Annotated in this window: 17 protein-coding genes; 6 read left to right on the plus strand and 11 right to left on the minus strand. The window is 71.5% G+C overall.

The window, feature by feature from the left end:
• Positions 1–131: 131 nt before the first annotated feature.
• Positions 132–1,505 carry an L-serine ammonia-lyase gene (locus N865_RS20005; protein ID WP_034809989.1) on the minus strand — a complete coding sequence of 458 codons (1,374 nt, stop codon included), beginning with the start codon at positions 1,503–1,505 and terminating at the stop codon, positions 132–134.
• A gap of 338 nt (positions 1,506–1,843) precedes the next feature.
• Here N865_RS20005 and N865_RS20010 point away from each other — a divergent pair, with 338 nt between their 5' ends.
• From N865_RS20010 to N865_RS20020, 3 genes are all read left to right on the plus strand, one after another.
• Positions 1,844–2,488 (plus strand): hypothetical protein, encoded by a 645-nt coding sequence (locus tag N865_RS20010; RefSeq protein ID WP_034809990.1) that lies wholly within the window; start codon positions 1,844–1,846, stop codon positions 2,486–2,488.
• A gap of 95 nt (positions 2,489–2,583) precedes the next feature.
• Positions 2,584–3,288, plus strand: a complete 705-nt coding sequence (locus N865_RS20015; RefSeq protein ID WP_034809991.1) for a class F sortase — start codon at positions 2,584–2,586, stop codon at positions 3,286–3,288.
• A 117-nt stretch (positions 3,289–3,405) separates the two neighbouring features.
• Positions 3,406–3,708 carry a hypothetical protein gene (locus N865_RS20020; protein ID WP_157557796.1) on the plus strand — a complete coding sequence of 101 codons (303 nt, stop codon included), beginning with the start codon at positions 3,406–3,408 and terminating at the stop codon, positions 3,706–3,708.
• A gap of 56 nt (positions 3,709–3,764) precedes the next feature.
• Here the strand turns inward: N865_RS20020 and N865_RS20025 are convergent, their stop codons facing one another.
• Genes N865_RS20025 through N865_RS20045 form a run of 5 tightly spaced genes read right to left on the minus strand, consistent with a single transcriptional unit; the run spans position 3,765 to position 9,172 of the window.
• The gene (locus N865_RS20025; protein ID WP_034809993.1) at positions 3,765–4,418 is read right to left on the minus strand and encodes an SDR family oxidoreductase; all 654 of its coding nucleotides are present in this window, start codon (positions 4,416–4,418) and stop codon (positions 3,765–3,767) included.
• 60 nt (positions 4,419–4,478) lie between these two features.
• Positions 4,479–5,300 (minus strand): SRPBCC family protein, encoded by an 822-nt coding sequence (locus tag N865_RS20030; RefSeq protein ID WP_034809994.1) that lies wholly within the window; start codon positions 5,298–5,300, stop codon positions 4,479–4,481.
• Positions 5,301–5,307: 7 nt separating this feature from the next.
• On the minus strand, positions 5,308–6,165 hold the full coding sequence (locus N865_RS20035; protein WP_034809995.1) for an FAD binding domain-containing protein: 858 nt from the start codon (positions 6,163–6,165) through the stop codon (positions 5,308–5,310).
• On the minus strand, positions 6,162–8,651 hold the full coding sequence (locus tag N865_RS20040; protein WP_034809996.1) for a xanthine dehydrogenase family protein molybdopterin-binding subunit: 2,490 nt from the start codon (positions 8,649–8,651) through the stop codon (positions 6,162–6,164). Before N865_RS20040 ends, N865_RS20035 begins: the two co-directional genes overlap by 4 nt.
• Positions 8,648–9,172, minus strand: coding sequence for a (2Fe-2S)-binding protein (locus N865_RS20045; protein ID WP_034809997.1), 525 nt, complete (start codon positions 9,170–9,172; stop codon positions 8,648–8,650). Before N865_RS20045 ends, N865_RS20040 begins: the two co-directional genes overlap by 4 nt.
• A gap of 153 nt (positions 9,173–9,325) precedes the next feature.
• Between N865_RS20045 and mgrA the strand changes: the two genes are divergently transcribed.
• The gene (gene mgrA / locus N865_RS20050; protein WP_034810002.1) at positions 9,326–10,369 is read left to right on the plus strand and encodes an L-glyceraldehyde 3-phosphate reductase; all 1,044 of its coding nucleotides are present in this window, start codon (positions 9,326–9,328) and stop codon (positions 10,367–10,369) included.
• Between the two features lie 207 nt (positions 10,370–10,576).
• Here the strand turns inward: mgrA and N865_RS20055 are convergent, their stop codons facing one another.
• Both N865_RS20055 and N865_RS20060 read right to left on the minus strand, forming a co-directional pair.
• Positions 10,577–11,404: a sterol desaturase family protein gene (locus tag N865_RS20055; RefSeq protein ID WP_034809998.1), complete on the minus strand. Its 828-nt coding sequence runs from the start codon at positions 11,402–11,404 to the stop codon at positions 10,577–10,579.
• Positions 11,404–12,129 (minus strand): FadR/GntR family transcriptional regulator, encoded by a 726-nt coding sequence (locus N865_RS20060; protein WP_051511165.1) that lies wholly within the window; start codon positions 12,127–12,129, stop codon positions 11,404–11,406. The genes N865_RS20055 and N865_RS20060 overlap by 1 nt, the downstream gene beginning before the upstream one ends.
• A gap of 134 nt (positions 12,130–12,263) precedes the next feature.
• On the opposite strand from N865_RS20060, the gene N865_RS20065 reads away from it, so the two are divergent.
• Complete coding sequence (locus N865_RS20065; RefSeq protein WP_034809999.1) at positions 12,264–12,740, plus strand: PaaI family thioesterase; 477 nt, start codon at positions 12,264–12,266, stop codon at positions 12,738–12,740.
• 120 nt (positions 12,741–12,860) lie between these two features.
• Positions 12,861–13,682, plus strand: coding sequence for an SGNH/GDSL hydrolase family protein (locus N865_RS20070; protein WP_051511166.1), 822 nt, complete (start codon positions 12,861–12,863; stop codon positions 13,680–13,682).
• A 42-nt stretch (positions 13,683–13,724) separates the two neighbouring features.
• Here the strand turns inward: N865_RS20070 and N865_RS20075 are convergent, their stop codons facing one another.
• The 3 genes from N865_RS20075 to N865_RS20085 all read right to left on the minus strand — a co-directional run.
• Entirely contained in the window at positions 13,725–14,411 is a 687-nt protein-coding gene (locus tag N865_RS20075) for an alpha/beta fold hydrolase (protein WP_034810001.1), read from the minus strand.
• 68 nt (positions 14,412–14,479) lie between these two features.
• Positions 14,480–15,763, minus strand: coding sequence for an XdhC family protein (locus tag N865_RS20080; protein ID WP_051511167.1), 1,284 nt, complete (start codon positions 15,761–15,763; stop codon positions 14,480–14,482).
• The coding region (locus N865_RS20085) for a vWA domain-containing protein (protein WP_034810007.1) at positions 15,756–16,468 on the minus strand (713 nt) is incomplete at its 5' end. The genes N865_RS20080 and N865_RS20085, both read right to left, overlap by 8 nt.

The raw sequence follows: 16,468 nt of genomic DNA on the forward strand, positions 1-16,468 counted from the left end.
CGGGCTGACGAAGAGAACAGTAGCCCGGGACCCGCCTCAGCACCAAATCCGGCCGTCCGAGCCCAACCATGCGCAAACGGAGTTTCCCAGTCACGGGCCCAGCGGCATACGACCCGGTCTGGGACGCGGCCTCAGCACTCGATCACGTTGACGGCGAGCCCGCCCCGGGCGGTCTCCTTGTACTTCACCTTCATGTCGCGGCCCGTCTCGCGCATCGTCTTGACGACCTTGTCGAGCGAGACGACATGGGATCCGTCGCCCCGAAGAGCCGTCCGCGCGGCGGTGATCGCCTTGACCGAGGCGATCGCGTTGCGCTCGATGCACGGGATCTGGACGAGCCCGCCGACGGGGTCGCAGGTGAGGCCGAGGTTGTGCTCCATGCCGATCTCGGCGGCGTTCTCGACCTGCTCCGGGGTCCCACCGAGGACCGCGGCCATGGCCCCGGCCGCCATCGAGCAGGCGGAGCCGACCTCGCCCTGGCAGCCGACCTCGGCCCCGGAGATCGACGCGGTCTCCTTGTAGATGACGCCGATCGCCCCGGCCGTGAGCAGGAAGCGGACGATCCCGTCACGGTCGGCTCCGGGGACGAAGTTCGCGTAGTAGTGCAGGACCGCGGGGATGATGCCAGCGGCGCCGTTGGTCGGAGCGGTCACGACGCGGCCTCCAGACGCGTTCTCCTCGTTGACCGCGAGCGCATAGAGCGTGATCCAGTCCATCCCGCGGAGCGGGTCCGTGCTCTCGCCCTCGAGCTGGAGCCGGCGCGCCAGCTCCGGCGCACGCCGACGCACGCGCAGGCCACCCGGAAGGACCCCTTCGGTGCGGATGCCGTTCTGGACGCACTCCTTCATGACGCGCCAGATGTCGAGCAGCCCCGCGCGGACCTCCTCCTCGGTGCGCCACGAGAGCTCGTTCTCGAGCATGATCCGCGCGATCGACTTGCCGGTCTCGCGGCAGTGCGCGAGCAGCTCGTCGCCGGTGCGGAAGGGGTGGGCGACGGGGGTCGTGTCCTCGACGATCTTCGTCGAACCGTTGGCGCCCTCGCCGACGACGAAGCCGCCGCCGACGGAGTAGTACGTGTGCTCCGCCACGACGTTGCCGGATGCGTCGAGCGCCGTGAAGGTCATTCCGTTCGGGTGCAGGGGCAGGGTCTTGCGCCGGTGCAGCACGAGGTCGCCGGCCTCGTCGAAGTCGATCTCGTGCTCGCCGAGAAGGCTGAGGCGGCGGTCCTCGCGAATCTGCGCGAGGCGCCCCTCGACAGCGCGGGGGTCGCAGACCTCGGGCCGCTCACCCGTGAGGCCGAGGAGGACCGCCTTGTCGCTCCCGTGCCCGTGCCCGGTCGCCCCGAGCGAGCCGAACAGCTCCGAACGCACCCGCGCGACCTCGGCCAGCCGGCCCTCGTCACGCAGCCGTTCGGCAAAGAGCGCGGCCGCCCGCATCGGGCCGACGGTGTGCGAGCTCGACGGACCGATGCCGATCGAGAAGAGGTCGAAAACGCTGAGCGCCATGAGTGTCCTGACTGTGTCGTCGTTGACGTGTGGTCCCGGGGGTGTGGGAGGCCCGATCGAGAGTACGTCCCGCAGAGGCCCCGATGCACACGCGTGGTCGCGACCGACGACGCGCGCGACGCCGACCCGTGGCCAACGCGCACGGTCCACGCGCCGGTCCGTATGCCGCTGGGGCCCGGCCCAGCGGCATACGGGCTCGACTTGGCGCCAGGTCCCTCGCTCGGGGTTGGGGACATTCAGCACACGAATATGCAAATGGCTCGTACATTGATGAGACAGGCCGGATGGCCCCTCGGGGGACGCGCCGCGGGGAGCGCTCAGAGAAGAAGGGGAGAACCATGAGCGAAACCAGCACCATCGGTGTCTCGAGACACGTCCTCACGCTGGCGGCAGCGGCCGGCCTCGCGCTGGCCGGAACCATCAGCATCACCTCTGCGGCGCAGGGCGCCGCACCGCCGAAGGACCACAAGGTCTGGGTCTGCAAGTACGTCGACAAGCCGGGCGTCGCCGAGCGGCTCAAGGCCGGCAAGCAGCCGATCTACGTCGACTGGCACTCGCTGACGGGCCAGAGCGGACCGCCCCAGGTGGGCGACACGTTCTCGGATGCCCAGGGCAAGTCCGTCGTGGTCCAGGTCGGGGGCAGCGACCCCGGGCGCACCGCCTGCGAGACGAAGACCCCGCCGCCGACCACCCCACCGACCACCCCCACGACACCGCCGACCACTCCCACGACCCCACCGACCAAGACCCACACGCCGCCGCCGCCGCACAAGACGACGAACGTGCCTCCGCCCCCCACGACGCCGCCGGCTGGTGGCGGCGGCACTGAGACGGTCCCCGGCACGGGTGCGCCGGGCACCGGCGGTGACGGGGGCAGCACTCCGGTCAACGCCCTGGTCGGCTCGGGCCTGCTCCTCGGGGCCGCCGGTCTCGTCGGGCACGACCTCGCCACGCGGCGCCGCCGCTCGGCGCCTCACGCCTGACCGCCCGCCCATCCCGACAGCCCTGCCAGTGACGACGAGTCGCCCGCCAGCACGGGGGCGGCTCGTCGTCGCGCACGTACCCTGAGGTGGTGGCCATGTCGCAGCGCAGACGGCTCGCGAGCTATGCCCTCGCGTGCCTGCTCGCGGTCGTCGGCGCCGCCCTGCTGTGGGGCGCCACCGGGGACGGGTCGACCTCGAGCCGGTCCCCGCTTGCCGGCTCGTTCGCCAGCACCTACACCCCGCCGGCAACGACCTCCAGCCCGTCGAGCACCGCATCGCCGACGACGCGAGAGACGACGTGTCACCCGGGTGTCCCCGAACGCCTCGTGTATCCCGCCCTCGGGGTCGACGCACCCTTCGAGAAGATCGGACTCGATCGGACCGCGCCGAAGGACTCCTCCGGCCAGTACCCGCTCGGCAACCCCCGCGACCGCACGAAGGCCGGTTGGTACGAGCACGGGCCGAAGCCGGGCTCCGGCGCCGGCACCGTCCTCACCAACGGGCACACGTACCGCAACGGGTCCGCGATCTTCAAGGAGGACTTCGCCAAGCGGGTGCGGACCGGCCAGCTCATCCACCTCGTCCTCGACAACGGCGACCGGTGCTCATACGTGGTGACCCGCGTCTGGCGCGAGGTCAACTCCAAGCGCGACTACCCGCGGATCATCGCCTCGCAGAAGCTCTACGACTTCTCGGGCCCGGAGCGGCTCCTGCTCGTCACGTGCGGCGGGAGCTGGAACGCCGCCTCCCAGAACTACGACGACATCAGCATCGTCCTCGCCACCCCGGTCGGCCGCTGACCCGCCCCTGACACCGCCCCTGACACCGCCCCTGACACGGCCCCCGACACGGCCGCTGTCGGGCCGCGTGGGGCGCGCTCCGAGGCGACGGACGGCAGGGCGGCATACAGTCGTCTCGTGCCCCAGGTGAGTGCGGACTCCCACGTCGCCGTCCCGCCGGAAACGGCGCGTCGCGTCGCGGACGGTCTCGGCCCCGTGCGGCTGCGCCTGCCGCCGCACGTGCGCCCGTCCGGCCCGCGCTGGCGCTTCGACCCCGAGGGGGAGGGCACCTGCGTCGTCCTCGTCTACCCGTATGCCGTCAGGCCAGCCTGGGTGCGGCCGCTCACCCACGAGGTGACCCAGTGGGCGCTGGCCCGCCAGGCGCGCCGGTGGGTGGCCGCCGTCGTCGCTGGCTGCCTCTCGACGGCACGCCCGACCTGACGACCAGCGGGCCTCACCACCAGGGGAGTGGCGCACGGCCGATCGTCGCGAGCGGGTCAGGGCGCCGAGACGACCTCGGCGATGGGTCGGTCACCGTCGTTGAACGCGATGACCCGGCGGGACGTCGTCTCCGGATGGGCGATGACCGCCGCGATGACGAGCGCGACGTTGCCACGGGAGACGTGCCCAGCCACCACGCCGGGGCCCGACTCGATCCGCCCGGTCGGCTCGTCGTGGGTCAGCGTGCTCGGACGCAGGATGGTCCACGCCAGGTCGGTGGTCATGAGATGTGCGTCTGCGGTGGTCTTGGCAGAGGCATAGTCGAAGAACGGGTTGTCCTGCGGCACACCGTGATCGGGGCCGGCACCGAAGTACGACACCATGACGTAGCGGTCGATCCCGGCGAGGTCAGCGGCGTCCATGGACCGGATCGCGGCGTCGCGGTCGACGGCGTAGGTCCGGTTGGGGTTGCCGCCGCCGGCTCCAGCGGACCAGACGACGACGTCGCAGCCCGCCATCACCTCGGCGATCCCCTCGATCGACAGGTGCTCGACGTCGGCGATGACCGGCTCCGCCCCGGAGGCCCGGACGTCGTCGCCGTGGTGGAGGTTGCGGATCACACCGCGCACCTCATGACCTGCTGCCACGAGCAGGGGCGCGGTGAGGAGTGCCACCTTGCCGTGGCCGCCGATGACGATGACGCGGGACATCTCACTCCTTCGAGACGCCGCTGGCCCGGTCGATCGACCGGGCCAGCGGACGGGCTGGGTCTAGCGCGAACGGCTCCGTCCGAAGAGCCACCCGATGACGATCCCGATGACGGCGGCCGCTGCGTACCCGGCATACCTCTGCATGAGGACGGGCATGACTGCGGACCCGAGGTCGAGCGCGTTGTCCTCCTCGATCTCGGAGGTCACCGTCCTCGGTGGGCGGGCGTATGCCGCCGACGGCCGTGCGCTCATGCCCGCGGTGTGCGTCTCGCTCGAGTCACCGAACGGGGGCTGGGTGCGTGGCGCTGCTGACGGCGCGGCCGCCGCGGGCACCGGCACGGGCGCGGCGGCCGCTGGCGCGACCACCGCAGGAACGGCGGTCTCGGCTGCGGGAACCGGCGCGGGGACCGCGGCCTCGGCCGGCACCGGCTCCTCCGGACCCGCGGTCAGCCGCTTCTCGATGCAGTCGACGAAGGCCAGGAGCAGCTTGTCGGACACGTCCTGCATGACGCCCCGGCCGAACTGCGCCGGTTTGCCGGTCACGGCCAGGTCGGTGACGACATCGGCCCGCGTGCCCGTCCCGTCGGGGGAGAGGGCGATCGTGACGGTGGCCCCGGCCGTGCCGTTGCCCCGCTTGTCCTTGCCCTTCGCCTCGAGCGTCGCCCGGTGGCTCGCGTCGTCGCGCTCGACGAACGACCCCGTGCCGGTGTAGAGCAGGGCGATCGGGCCGAGCTTGACCTTGACCGTGCCGGAGAAGCCCTTGTCGGTCACCTCGGTCACGGTCGCGCCGGGGAAGCAGGAGCCGACGCGCTCGAGGTCCATGAAGAGGTCCCAGGCGTCGTCGACCGCTGTCGGGACCGTGAACGAGTGGGTCAGCTCCATCGGCGCCTCACGCCCCCGCCGCCGCCAGGACGGCGCGACGTGTGAGGACGGTCGCCAGGTGCCGGCGGTAGTCGGAGTCGCCGTTGAGGTCGGAGGGCGGGTTGGTGCCGTCGGCCACAGACGCCACCGCCGCGCGGATCGCCTCGTCCGTCGCGGGCTGCCCGACGAGCGCGTTCTCGACCGAGACCGCGCGAAGCGGCGTCGAGCCCATGTTGGTCAGGCCGACCCGCGCCTCGGCGATCGTGCCGCCCTCGCTCCGGACCGTGGCCGCGACCGCGACGATCGACCACTGGTGGCTGACCCTCACGAACTTCTCGTAGTGCGCGCCCCACCCGGTGTGCTTCGGGATGCGGATCTGCGTCAGCAACTCACCCTCGCCGACCGCCGTGGTGAAGAGGTCCTCGAAGAAGTCGTCCGCCGTGACCGTCCGGGTCTGCCCACCCGGGCCGGCGACGACGAGCTCGGCCCCGAGTGCGAGCACGGGGGCGCCGACGTCCCCGGCGGGGTCGGCGTGGACGAGGGCCCCGCCGAGGGTCCCGCGGTGCCGGATCTGCGGGTCGGCCACGGTCGCGACCGCCTTGGACAGCAGGGACGCGTGAGTGGACACGAGGTCGTCGGCGAGCACAGCGGCATACGTCGTCATCGCGCCGATGACGATGTGGTCGCCGTCGTCACACACCCCCTGGAGGTCGGGGATACGGCCGAGGTCGACGACAACACCCGGCGCGTTGAGCCGCATCCGGAGGATCGGCAGGAGGGACTGCCCGCCGGCGAGGACCTTGGCGTCGTCGCCGTGCTCGGCGAGCGCCGCGAGGGCCTCGTCGACCGTCGTCGGGGCGACGTAGTCGAACGATGCGGGGATCACTGGGCACCACCTTCGGTCGTGTCGGACGGTTGCGGCGAGTCCTGGTTGGGCGCGCCGTCGTCGAAGTGCGCTGCGGCCCCGCGCTCGCCCTCGGTAGCGCCGGCCGAGCCGACCTGGATCGCCTTCCACACGCGCTCGGGCGTGCACGGCATGGTGATGTCCGAGACGCCGAGGTGGCGCACGGCGTCGACGATCGCGTTGACGACCGCAGGTGTCGAGGCGATCGCGCCCGCCTCGCCGACGCCCTTGGTGCCCAAGGCCGTGTAGGTCGACGGCGAGACCGTGTGGTCGGTGACGAGGCTGATCGTGTCGGCCGACGTCGGGAGCGTGTAGTCGACGAAGGAGCCCGTCACGAGGGTGCCCTGCTCGTCGAACTCCGCGCCCTCCCAGAGCGCCTGTGCGATGCCCTGGACGACTCCGCCGTGCACCTGACCCTCCACGATGAGCGGGTTGATGATCGTCCCGACGTCGTCGACGCAGACGTAGGAGCGCATCGTGGTCTTGCCCGTCTCGGTGTCGACCTCGACCGCACACAGGTGGGTCCCGTGCGGGAACGAGAAGTTGTCGGGATCGAAGGTCGCGTCGGCGTCGATGCTGGGCTCGACACCGTCGGGCAGGTTGTGCCCGGTCCACGTGGCGAGCGCCACCTCGGCCATGGTGATCCCCTTGTCGGTCCCCTTGACGCCGAACCTGCCGGCCGTGAACTCGATGTCGTCGACGCTGGCCTCGAGCAGGTGGGCCGCGATGGGCCGGGCCTTGTCGATGACCCGGTCGGCGGCGCGGACCACGGCCTCGGCCCCGACGACGAGCGAGCGCGAGCCGTAGGTGTCCATGCCCTTGGACGAGATCTGACTGTCGCCGTGCAGCACCTCGACGTCCTCGAAGGGGACCCCGAGCCGGTCGGCGACGATCTGGCTCCACGCCGTCTCGTGGCCCTGCCCGTGGGGCGACGTGCCGGTGAGCACCTCGACCTTGCCCGTGGCGAGCATCCGAATGCTCGCCGACTCCCATCCGCCGGCACCGTAGTTGAGGGCGCCGAGGATGCGGGACGGCGCGAGGCCGCACATCTCGGTGAACGTCGAGACGCCGATGCCGAGCTGCACCGGGTCGTGGGCCTCGCGGCGGCGCTGCTGCTCGGCGCGCAGCGCGTCGTAGCCGAAGAGCTCCTTGGCCCTGGCCGTCGCGGCCTCGTAGTTGCCCGAGTCGTAGGTCATGCCCGCCACCGTGGTGAAGGGGAACTCCTCGTGCCTGATCCAGTTCTGCTCCCGGACCTCGAGCGGGTCACGACCGAGCTCGGCTGCGAGCTCGTCCATCATCCGCTCGACGGCGAAGGTCGCCTCGGGGCGACCGGCACCGCGGTAGGCGTCGACCCACGTCTTGTTGGTCAGCAGCGTCCGAACCGTGAAGTGGTAGGCAGCGAACTTGTAGATCGAGTTGAACATCCACGCGCCGAGCACGGGAACGCCACCGCCGACGACGCCGACGTAGGCGCCGAGGTCGGCGAGCAGCTCGACCTTGAGGCCGGTGACGGTGCCGTCCTTGCGGGCGCTCAACGTCAGCTTCTGCCACTGGTCGCGTCCGTGGTGGCCCGAGAGCAGCGACTCGCTGCGCGTCTCGGTGTACTTGCACGGCTTGCCCAGCCGTCTGGCGACGGCGATCGTGGCGAACTCCTCCGGCGTCGTCTGGAGCTTTCCACCGAACCCGCCGCCCACGTCGGGGGCGATGATGCGGATCTTCGACTCCGGCATACCGGTGGTCGCGGCGACGAGGAAGCGGAGGATGTGAGGCACCTGCGTCGAGGTCCAGACCGTCATCTGCTCGCCGGTCGGGTCGCACACGGTCGAGCGCGGCTCCATGAAGGCCGGGATGAGCCGCTGCTGGCGGAACTCCCGCTCGAGGACGATGCCGTCCTCACGTGCCTTGGCGATCTCGTCCTCGACGTCGGTTCCCGATCCCTGGGCGGCCGAGTCGAGGGTCCACACGGCGGAGGTGTTGGTGCCGAGGTCGGGGTGGGCCAGCACCTCGTCCTTGACGGCCTCCTTGAGATCGAGGACCGCCGGCAGCTCGTCGTAGTCGACGTCGACGAGCTCGGCGGCGTCGCGGGCCTCGGCCGCGGAGCGGGCCGCGACGATGGCGACGATCTCGCCGGCGCAGGCCACGCGGTCGACGGCCACCGGCAGGTGCGTCGGCGTGACCTGGTCCGTCGTGATCGGCCAGGCGTTGGCGACGACGCCCTGCCCGTCCGCGAGGTCACGCCCGGTGAGGACTGCGATCACGCCGGGGGAGGCCTTGGCCTCGTCGGTCGCGATGGCCGTGATGGTCGCGTGGGCGAAGGGGCTGCGAACCATGGCGAGGTGCAGCATGCCGGGGAGCGTGATGTTGTCGGTCCACCGGGTCCGGCCGGTGATGAGGCGCTGGTCCTCCTTGCGCCGGCGGGCCTTGCCGATCTCGGGGCCCGCGGTGGGGGCGTCTTCGGTGATGGTCATGCCGACACCTCCGCCGCTTCCGTCGCGTCGGCCGTCTCGCCCGAGCCGCTCGAGGCGGAACGCATCTGCCCGGCGGCCTGCTGAACCGCCTTGACGATGTTGTGGTAGCCCGTGCACCGGCAGAGGTTGCCCTCCAGGCCCTCGCGGATCTCGGCCTCGGTGGGGTCGGGGTTGTCCTTGAGCACGTCGCAGGCCTGCATGATCATGCCCGGCGTGCAGTAGCCGCACTGGAGGGCGTGGCACTCGTGGAAGGCCTGCTGGACCGGGTGCAGCTGACCGTCCTCGGCGAGCCCCTCGATCGTCGTCACCTCGTGGCCGTCGGCCTGGACGGCAAGCACATTGCACGACTTCACACTGACCCCGTCGAGGTGGACCGTGCAGGCCCCGCAGTTGCTCGTGTCGCACCCGACGACGGTCCCGGTCTTGCCGAGCGACTGCCGGAGGTAGTGGACCAGGAGGGTCCGGGGCTCGACCTCGTCGGAGTACGCGACCCCGTCGACGGTCACATGGATTCGGGTCATGCTGATGTCCTCCTGCCGCGCTGCAGTGGCTTCCCTTGCGCTGAGTCTTACTCCCGGTCACCTCGCGCACAAGGGCCTCGCTCGAACGGCCGGTCGAACGCGCGGTCGAACACGCGGTCGAACCCCCGGCATTCACAGGGGAGAATGGCGTTCATGACACTCCACGCCGACGACTACCAGGCCGCTCGCGGACGCTACGACTCGATGATCTACCGGCGGACCGGCCTCAGCGGGCTGGATCTGCCGGCCGTCTCGCTGGGGCTGTGGCACAACTTCGGTGACGACGTCCCGCTCGACCGCCAGCGTGCGACCCTGCGGCGCGCGTTCGACCTCGGCGTCACGCACTTCGACCTCGCGAACAACTACGGACCGCCCTACGGCTCCGCCGAGCGCAACTTCGGCACGATCTTCGCGCAGGACTTCAAGCGCTACCGCGACGAGCTCATCCTCTCGACGAAGGCCGGCTACGACATGTGGCCGGGCCCCTACGGCCAGGGGGGCGGCTCCCGCAAGTACCTGCTGTCGTCCCTCGACCAGTCCCTCGCCCGGATGGGTGTCGACTACGTCGACATCTTCTACAGCCACCGCTTCGACGAGACGACCCCGCTCGAGGAGACGATGGGCGCGCTCGACACCGCGGTGCGCCAGGGCAAGGCGCTCTACGTCGGTATCTCGTCCTACTCCGGCGCCCGGACCCGCGAGGCCATCGAGATCCTCGGCGAGATGGGCACGCCGATGCTCATCCACCAGCCGAGCTACTCGATGCTCAACCGCTGGGTCGAGGAGGACCTCCTCGATGTCCTCGGCGAGGAGGGCGTCGGCTGCATCGCCTTCTCGCCGCTCGCCCAGGGGATGCTCACGGACAAGTACCTCAAGGGGGTCCCTGAGGGCTCGCGGGCCGCGCAGGACAAGTCGCTGTCGACCGACCTGCTCACCGAGCAGAACCTCACGCACATCCGCGCCCTCAACGAGATGGCGCAGGCGCGTGGCCAGTCCCTCGCCCAGATGGCGCTTGCTTGGGTGCTCCGCGACCAGCGCGTGACCTCGGTCCTCATCGGCGCCTCCTCGGTCACCCAGCTCGAGAACAGCCTCGGCTGCCTCGACAACCTCGAGTTCACCGAGGACGAGCTGGCCAGGATCGACCAGCACGCGGTCGACGGCGGGATCAACCTCTGGAAGACGTCCAGCTCGAAGTAGCGCCCCCTGCCCAGGGCCACCACCCGGGCCCGTATGCCGCTGGGCCGGGACCGCGCGTCGGCGCGGACCGAGCCCGGCGGCATACGGGCCGGGTCTGCTTGTGAGCGTGTCGGGTGGCGGGGTTGTGTGCTGCGCTTCGGGGCACGGGCGGCTGGGTGAACAGCAGCGCCTGCCCCGAAGCGCAGCAGGTGCGACGTGGGGCGCGGCTCAGGCCTGTGGCTGCCAGCCGGGCCCGCGCAGCACGAACCCCCACCGCGCACGCCACGACGAGGTCGCCCGGACGTCGCGCCAGATGGCGGCGTACTCGTGCGTGGCCACGACGAGCGGGTTGAAGGTGCGCAGCTGCTTCGTCAGGCCGTAGACGACCCTCTCGCGCTCTGGCTCGAAGGAGCGGAAGAGGCGGTCCCAGATGATGAGGATGCCGCCGTAGTTGCGGTCGAGGTAGGACCTGTTCATCCCGTGGTGGACGCGATGGTGCGACGGGGTGTTCATGACGAGTTCGACGGGTCGCCAGAGCGTCCCGACGCGCTCGGTGTGCAGGAAGAACTGGTAGAGCAGCGAGATCGACTGCTGGAGGAAGATCGCCCACGGCGGGATGCCGAGGAGCGCGAGCGGCGCCCAGAACGGGATGCCGCCGAAGGGGGTCCACGTCTGTCGCAGCGCCGTCGAGAGGTTGTAGCGCTGGCTTGAGTGGTGCACGACGTGGCTCGCCCAGAGGATCCGGACCTCGTGGTGGGCCCGGTGGTACCAGTAGTAGGCGAGGTCCTCGGCGAAGAAGATGACGACCCACACCCACCAGAGCGAGGTGTCGAGGCGGAGCGGGGTCCACGCGTAGAGCGCGGCGAAGACGACGAGCGAGAGGGCGCGGTAGAAGACGCCGATGCCGACGCTGCCGAGGCCCATCGACAGGCTCGTCGCCGTGTCGCGGACCTCGTAGCCGACCTCCTCGTCGTCGGGCGCGAGCCAGAGCGAGACGACCTCGACGACGATGAAGAGGATGAAGAACGGGATCGCCATGGCGATGATGTCGACCATCACGCCTCCTTGTTCCTGCCGCCCGGAGCGGTGAGCGCGGCCCAGACGTCGATGGCCTGGGTGAGGATCTCGTCGGCGAGCGCGCCGGCGCGGGCGGCGTCACCGGCGATGATCGCGGCGGCGAGCGGCGCGTGCGGGACGAGGTCGGCGCGGTCGCCCGCGAGGACCGGGTCCATGTCGTCGGGCCACGCGTCGATGGCCTGGACGAGGGAGTTGAGGGCCAGCCGGAACGCGACGTTGCCGCTCGCGACGACGACCTCCAGCCAGAACGCGCGGTCCGCGTCGGGGTGGGTGGGGTCGCCGTATGCCGCACAGCTCGCCTCGATGCGCGCGTGGGCTGCCGCGTCGGCGCGGAGGGCCGCGAGGCGGGCCGCCTCGATGCCGATGCAGCGGCGCATCTCGAGCCCGTCGCGGACGATGCCGGGATCGGGCTTGACCGAGGACCGGGCGAGGTGGGCCAGCAGGTCGAGGCCGGCGGTGCTGCGTACGTCGAGGACGCGGGTGCCGCCCCCGTGGACGACGCGGACGAATCCGCCCGCCTGCAGGCTCTTGAGCGCCTCGCGCACCGCGTGGCGGTTGACGGCGAACGACATCGCGAGGTCGCGCTCGGGCGGCAGCGCATCCCCCGGCGCGAACCGGCCGGTGAGGATCGCGTCGCGCAGCTCGGCGAAGACCTCGTCGGACACCGACCGCCGGGCGATCGGCGTGAACCCACCGTGACTCATGCCTCCAACCGTCGCACCCCGAGGTCAACTCATCAAGAGGTTGGACCAATCTGGTCCCGCGACCCGGGCGGTACGGTTGGGCCCGGATCGCCCGGCGACGCGTGCGGTCCTTCGTGCGAGAGGACGGAGTGCCGATGACGGCGGCTGGTGACCAGGCCCTTCTCAGCATCCAGGAGCGGCTCTATCCCGACCTGCCCTGCTTCGGCTGCGGCCAGGCCAACCCCAAGGGGCTGCAGCTCAAGAGCTATCCCGCCGACGACGGAGTGACCGCGGTGTTCACCCCGTGGCCCGAGCACGACAACGGCCTCGGCTACCTCAACGGTGGGATCATCTCCACCGTCCTCGACTGCCACAGCGCCGCCGCCGTCATGCTCGAGGCGGAGCGCCGTAGCTGGCCGCCGCTGCCGGGGGCCGACCTGTCCTACGTCACCGCGGGGCTCGACGTCCGCTACCTGCGACCGGCGCCCCTGCACGACACCGTCGAGCTGCGTGGCGTCATCACCTCCGCGTCGGAGCCGGAGATGTCGGTCGACGTCGAGCTCGTGTGGGACGGCAAGGTGCGCGCCGCCGCGACCGCGGTCTGGAAGCGCTGGCGGCCGCGCGCCTCCTGACGCGCCGCCCGGCCGGCCGTCCGGCGTCCCGTCCGCCACCTCTGCCGTCCGCCCGGCCGCGCTCACCTGCCCGCCAACGCAACTCAGAAGGCGCTCAGGGTGCCGCCCTAGGATCTCCGCATGGGCCGGGGACGCTCACGTGCACCCTGGGCGGTCGCTGTCTCGACCGCTCTCCTGCTGCTGGGCGGCTGTGCGGACGGCCAGGCGTCGGGCTCCGACAGCCGGCCGCCCACCGCCTCGAGCACGACGGGATCACCGAGCGCCACCCACTCGGGCCCCTGGTCCGTGGTCGCGCTGGGCGACTCGGTGCCGGCCGGCGGCGGATGCGGGTGCACGCCCTACCCGCAGCTCAGCGCCTCGTCGCTCGCCATCCCCGGCACCCGTGAGGTCTCGGCGACCAACGCCGCCGTCAACGGTGCCACGAGCTCCGACGTGCTCTCCTCGGTCCTGACGGATCAGGACACCGAGTCCCACGTCGCGACCGCCGACGTCGTCGAGATCGAGGTCGGCGCCAACGACGTGGGCTACAGCACCACGTGCGGGACCACCGTCAGCTGCTACCAGGAGATGGTGCCGACCGTCGAGCGGAACCTGCGCGACATCGTCGCCCGGGTTCACGCCCTGGCAGGGAACCACAGCGTCCTCGTCGTGCTCCTCGACTACTGGAGCGTGTGGCTCGGCGGCGCCTACGCCGAGGCGCAGGGCCAGGCCTACGTGGACGCCGCCACCGCCGTCACAGACCAGGTGAACACCGTCATCAGCCAGACCGCTGCCGCCACCGGGTCCGCCTACGTCGACCTTCGAGCAGCCTTCAAGGGCCCCGACTACTCCTACGACGAGACGCACTACCTCGCGCCGGACGGCGACCACCCGAACGCCAGCGGCCACCAGCGGATTGCCCAGGCGGTCGTCGACGTGGTCACCACCACGCTGCACCCCTGAGCGCGCAGCTACAGAGCCCCGCACCCGGAACGCGGGACGGACTCAGCCCGCTTCCGCAGTGCGAGTCGACTGCAGCAGGTAGTCGGCCACGAGCCGAGGCTGCGCAAGAGGCAGCAGGTGCCCACCCGGAAGCACGTCTGCCTCGACGCCGAGGCGGTCACGAGCGACCCGGCGCTGCAGGCCGACCGGGAAGAAGCGGTCGTCAGCGCCCGCCAGGACTCGGATCCGGATGGCCGGCCACGCCCTGAAGTCACACACCGACTCGAAGACGACGTCGGCCTCGGCGCGCTGGTACGGCTCACCCTCGGCCGCGACCTGGGCGTCGACATCGTGCAGGAAGTAGGTAGCCATGTCGAAGGGGCCGTAGCCACCGGCACGGGCTGCCTCCTCCTGGGCCTCCACCGCCCCCGTGTGGGCCCACCAGTCGCGTGCCCTCTCACCAGGCTCAGGAACCATCGCGTTGACGAGCACCAGCTCGCGGACGGGCACCCGCTCGCAGACGAGGGGCGAGGTGAAACCTCCGAGCGACCCTGCGACGAGCACGACCTCCGGGCGTGAACCGATCGCGTCCACGACCAGCTCGGTGTAACGAGGCAGTCCGGCGGTCTCGTCGTCACCGGGCAGATCGACGGCGATCGCTTCGTGGCCGGCCTCCTGCAGGAGGCGGGTGACTCGACTCCAGACCCACGCCGACCCACCGGCGCCCGGAATGAGAACAAGGGTAGGCACACGCGACTGTAGATCAGATCTGCCCGATCTTCGCCCGATCAGTCGGTGCCGCCGCATCCGCCGCCGAGTCAGCGCTCCGGACCGGCCGGAACCGGAGTCTCGTGCGCGGGGTGATGGTGGTGGATCGGGCCCGCCGTCGAGGCGAGCCGCTCGCCGCCACCGCCCCACCGGAGCGCGATGATCTCCGCCGCGATGCTCACGGCCGTCTCCTCGGGTGTGCGCGCTCCGAGGTCGAGGCCGATCGGCGAGCTCATCCGAGCGAGCTCGTCCTCGGTGAGGCCCGCCTCGCGGAGCCGTTCGAGCCGGTCCTCGTGCGTGCGCCGGGAGCCCATCGCGCCGATGTAGGCGACGTGGGGGAGCCGGAGGGCCACCTCGAGGAGCGGCACGTCGAACTTCGGGTCGTGGGTCAGCACGCAGATGACCGTCCGCGCATCGACGCGTCCCGCCGCGACCTCCTCCTCGAGGTAGTCGTGCGGCCACCGGACGACGACCTCGTCGGCGCCGGGGAAGCGAGACTTCGTCGCGAAGACGGGGCGCGCGTCGCACACCGTCACGACGTAGCCGAGGAAGCTGCCCACCCGCGCGACGGCCGCCGCGAAGTCGATCGCACCGAACACGAGCATCCGCGGCTTGGGCGCGTGCGCGGCGACGAAGACGCGCATCCCCTCGCCGCGCCGTTCGCCGTCGGGTCCGTACGTGAGGATCCCCGACCGGCCGGCCGCGAGCATGCCGCGGGCGTCGTCGCGCACGGCGTCGTCGGCCCGCGCGCTCCCGAGCGTGCCCGTCCCCGGCGCGTATGCCGCTGGGCCGGATCCCGCGCCCGCCTCGGCTCCGCGCCCTGTTCCGTCACCGGCCGCGCCGGCATCCTGGTGCGCGTGCTCGTCGGCGTCCCCGTCGGCCTCCTCCCCGTCGGCCTCGGGGTGGACGATGATCCGCCGGCCGAGCCAGGCGGGCTCCGGGTGCTCGATGACGGTGACGACCGCGACCGGGCGGCCGGCCGCGATGTCGGCGGCGACGTCACCGAGCTCGGGAAAGGTGTCCTTCGAGACCTTCTCCACGAACACGTCGAGGATGCCCCCGCAGGTCAGCCCGACGGCATACGCATCGTCGTCGCTGACGCCGTAGCGCTGGAGGACGGGCGTACCCGAGGCGACGACCTCTTGGCCCAGCTCGTAGACGGCGCCCTCCACGCAGCCGCCCGAGACCGAGCCGACCGCCGACCCGTCGGGTCCGACGAGCATCGACGCCCCCGGCTGGCGGGGGGCGGAGCGCCACGTGCCGACGACCGTGCCGACGCCGACCTCCTCGCCGGCCGACCACCACTCCATGAGCTCACTCAGGACCTCACGCACGAGCCACCACCTCGATCAGCTCCTCGAACGCGGCGAGCGAGTGGCCCGCCACGAAGTCGTCAACGTATGGGAGGGCCGCGATGATGCCCTGTTGGACGGGCGCGTAGCCGATCTTGCCCCGGTGGGGGTTGGACCAGACGACCCGGTGGGAGAGCGCCTTCAGCCGGCGCATCTGCTCGCCGAGCAGCTCGGGGCCCTCCCGCTCCCAGCCGTCGGAGAAGACCACGACGACCGCGCCGCGGGCCATCCCCCGCCGACCCCACCGGTCGAGGAAGGCCCCGATCGCCTCGCCGAGCCTGGTGCCGCCCGACCAGTCCGGGACGACCTGCCCGGCCGCGAGGAGGGCCCGGTCGGGATCGCGCTCACGCAGGGCCCGCGTCACGTGGGTGAGGCGGGTCCCCATCGTGAAGACCTCGACCGACGGCGACGCCTGGACGAAGGCGTGGGCCAGGCGGAGCAGGCTGTCGGCATAGGCGCTCATCGACCCCGACACGTCGATGAGCAGGACGACGCGCCGCGGGCGGGTGCTGCGACGACGGTGCCTGATCCGGCCCGGCTCGCCCATCCGGCGCAGCTGCTCGCGCAGGGTCGCGCGACCGTCGACGGGACCCGAACGAGCGCGGACACGCCGACGCGCGAGTCGGCTCGGCGGCTCGGGGTGCAGCCGTGAGAACAGGCGCGCGAGCTCCGCGCGCTCCCGCCGGT

Source organism: Intrasporangium oryzae NRRL B-24470 (genome assembly GCF_000576595.1).
Classification (GTDB): Bacteria; Actinomycetota; Actinomycetes; order Actinomycetales; family Dermatophilaceae; genus Intrasporangium_C; species Intrasporangium_C oryzae.

What these genes read in the sequence shown, in the direction of transcription:
- N865_RS20030 (WP_034809994.1), bottom strand. Translation starts at nt 5,300, where the DNA reads ATGGAGCTGACCCACTCGTTCACGGTCCCGACAGCGGTCGACGACGCC.
- N865_RS20005 (WP_034809989.1), bottom strand. Translation starts at nt 1,505, where the DNA reads ATGGCGCTCAGCGTTTTCGACCTCTTCTCGATCGGCATCGGTCCGTCG.
- N865_RS20010 (WP_034809990.1), top strand. Translation starts at nt 1,844, where the DNA reads ATGAGCGAAACCAGCACCATCGGTGTCTCGAGACACGTCCTCACGCTG.
- N865_RS20070 (WP_051511166.1), top strand. Translation starts at nt 12,861, where the DNA reads ATGGGCCGGGGACGCTCACGTGCACCCTGGGCGGTCGCTGTCTCGACC.
- N865_RS20060 (WP_051511165.1), bottom strand. Translation starts at nt 12,129, where the DNA reads ATGAGTCACGGTGGGTTCACGCCGATCGCCCGGCGGTCGGTGTCCGAC.
- N865_RS20025 (WP_034809993.1), bottom strand. Translation starts at nt 4,418, where the DNA reads ATGTCCCGCGTCATCGTCATCGGCGGCCACGGCAAGGTGGCACTCCTC.
- N865_RS20015 (WP_034809991.1), top strand. Translation starts at nt 2,584, where the DNA reads ATGTCGCAGCGCAGACGGCTCGCGAGCTATGCCCTCGCGTGCCTGCTC.
- N865_RS20040 (WP_034809996.1), bottom strand. Translation starts at nt 8,651, where the DNA reads ATGACCATCACCGAAGACGCCCCCACCGCGGGCCCCGAGATCGGCAAG.
- N865_RS20045 (WP_034809997.1), bottom strand. Translation starts at nt 9,172, where the DNA reads ATGACCCGAATCCATGTGACCGTCGACGGGGTCGCGTACTCCGACGAG.
- N865_RS20065 (WP_034809999.1), top strand. Translation starts at nt 12,264, where the DNA reads ATGACGGCGGCTGGTGACCAGGCCCTTCTCAGCATCCAGGAGCGGCTC.
- mgrA (WP_034810002.1), top strand. Translation starts at nt 9,326, where the DNA reads ATGACACTCCACGCCGACGACTACCAGGCCGCTCGCGGACGCTACGAC.
- N865_RS20055 (WP_034809998.1), bottom strand. Translation starts at nt 11,404, where the DNA reads ATGGTCGACATCATCGCCATGGCGATCCCGTTCTTCATCCTCTTCATC.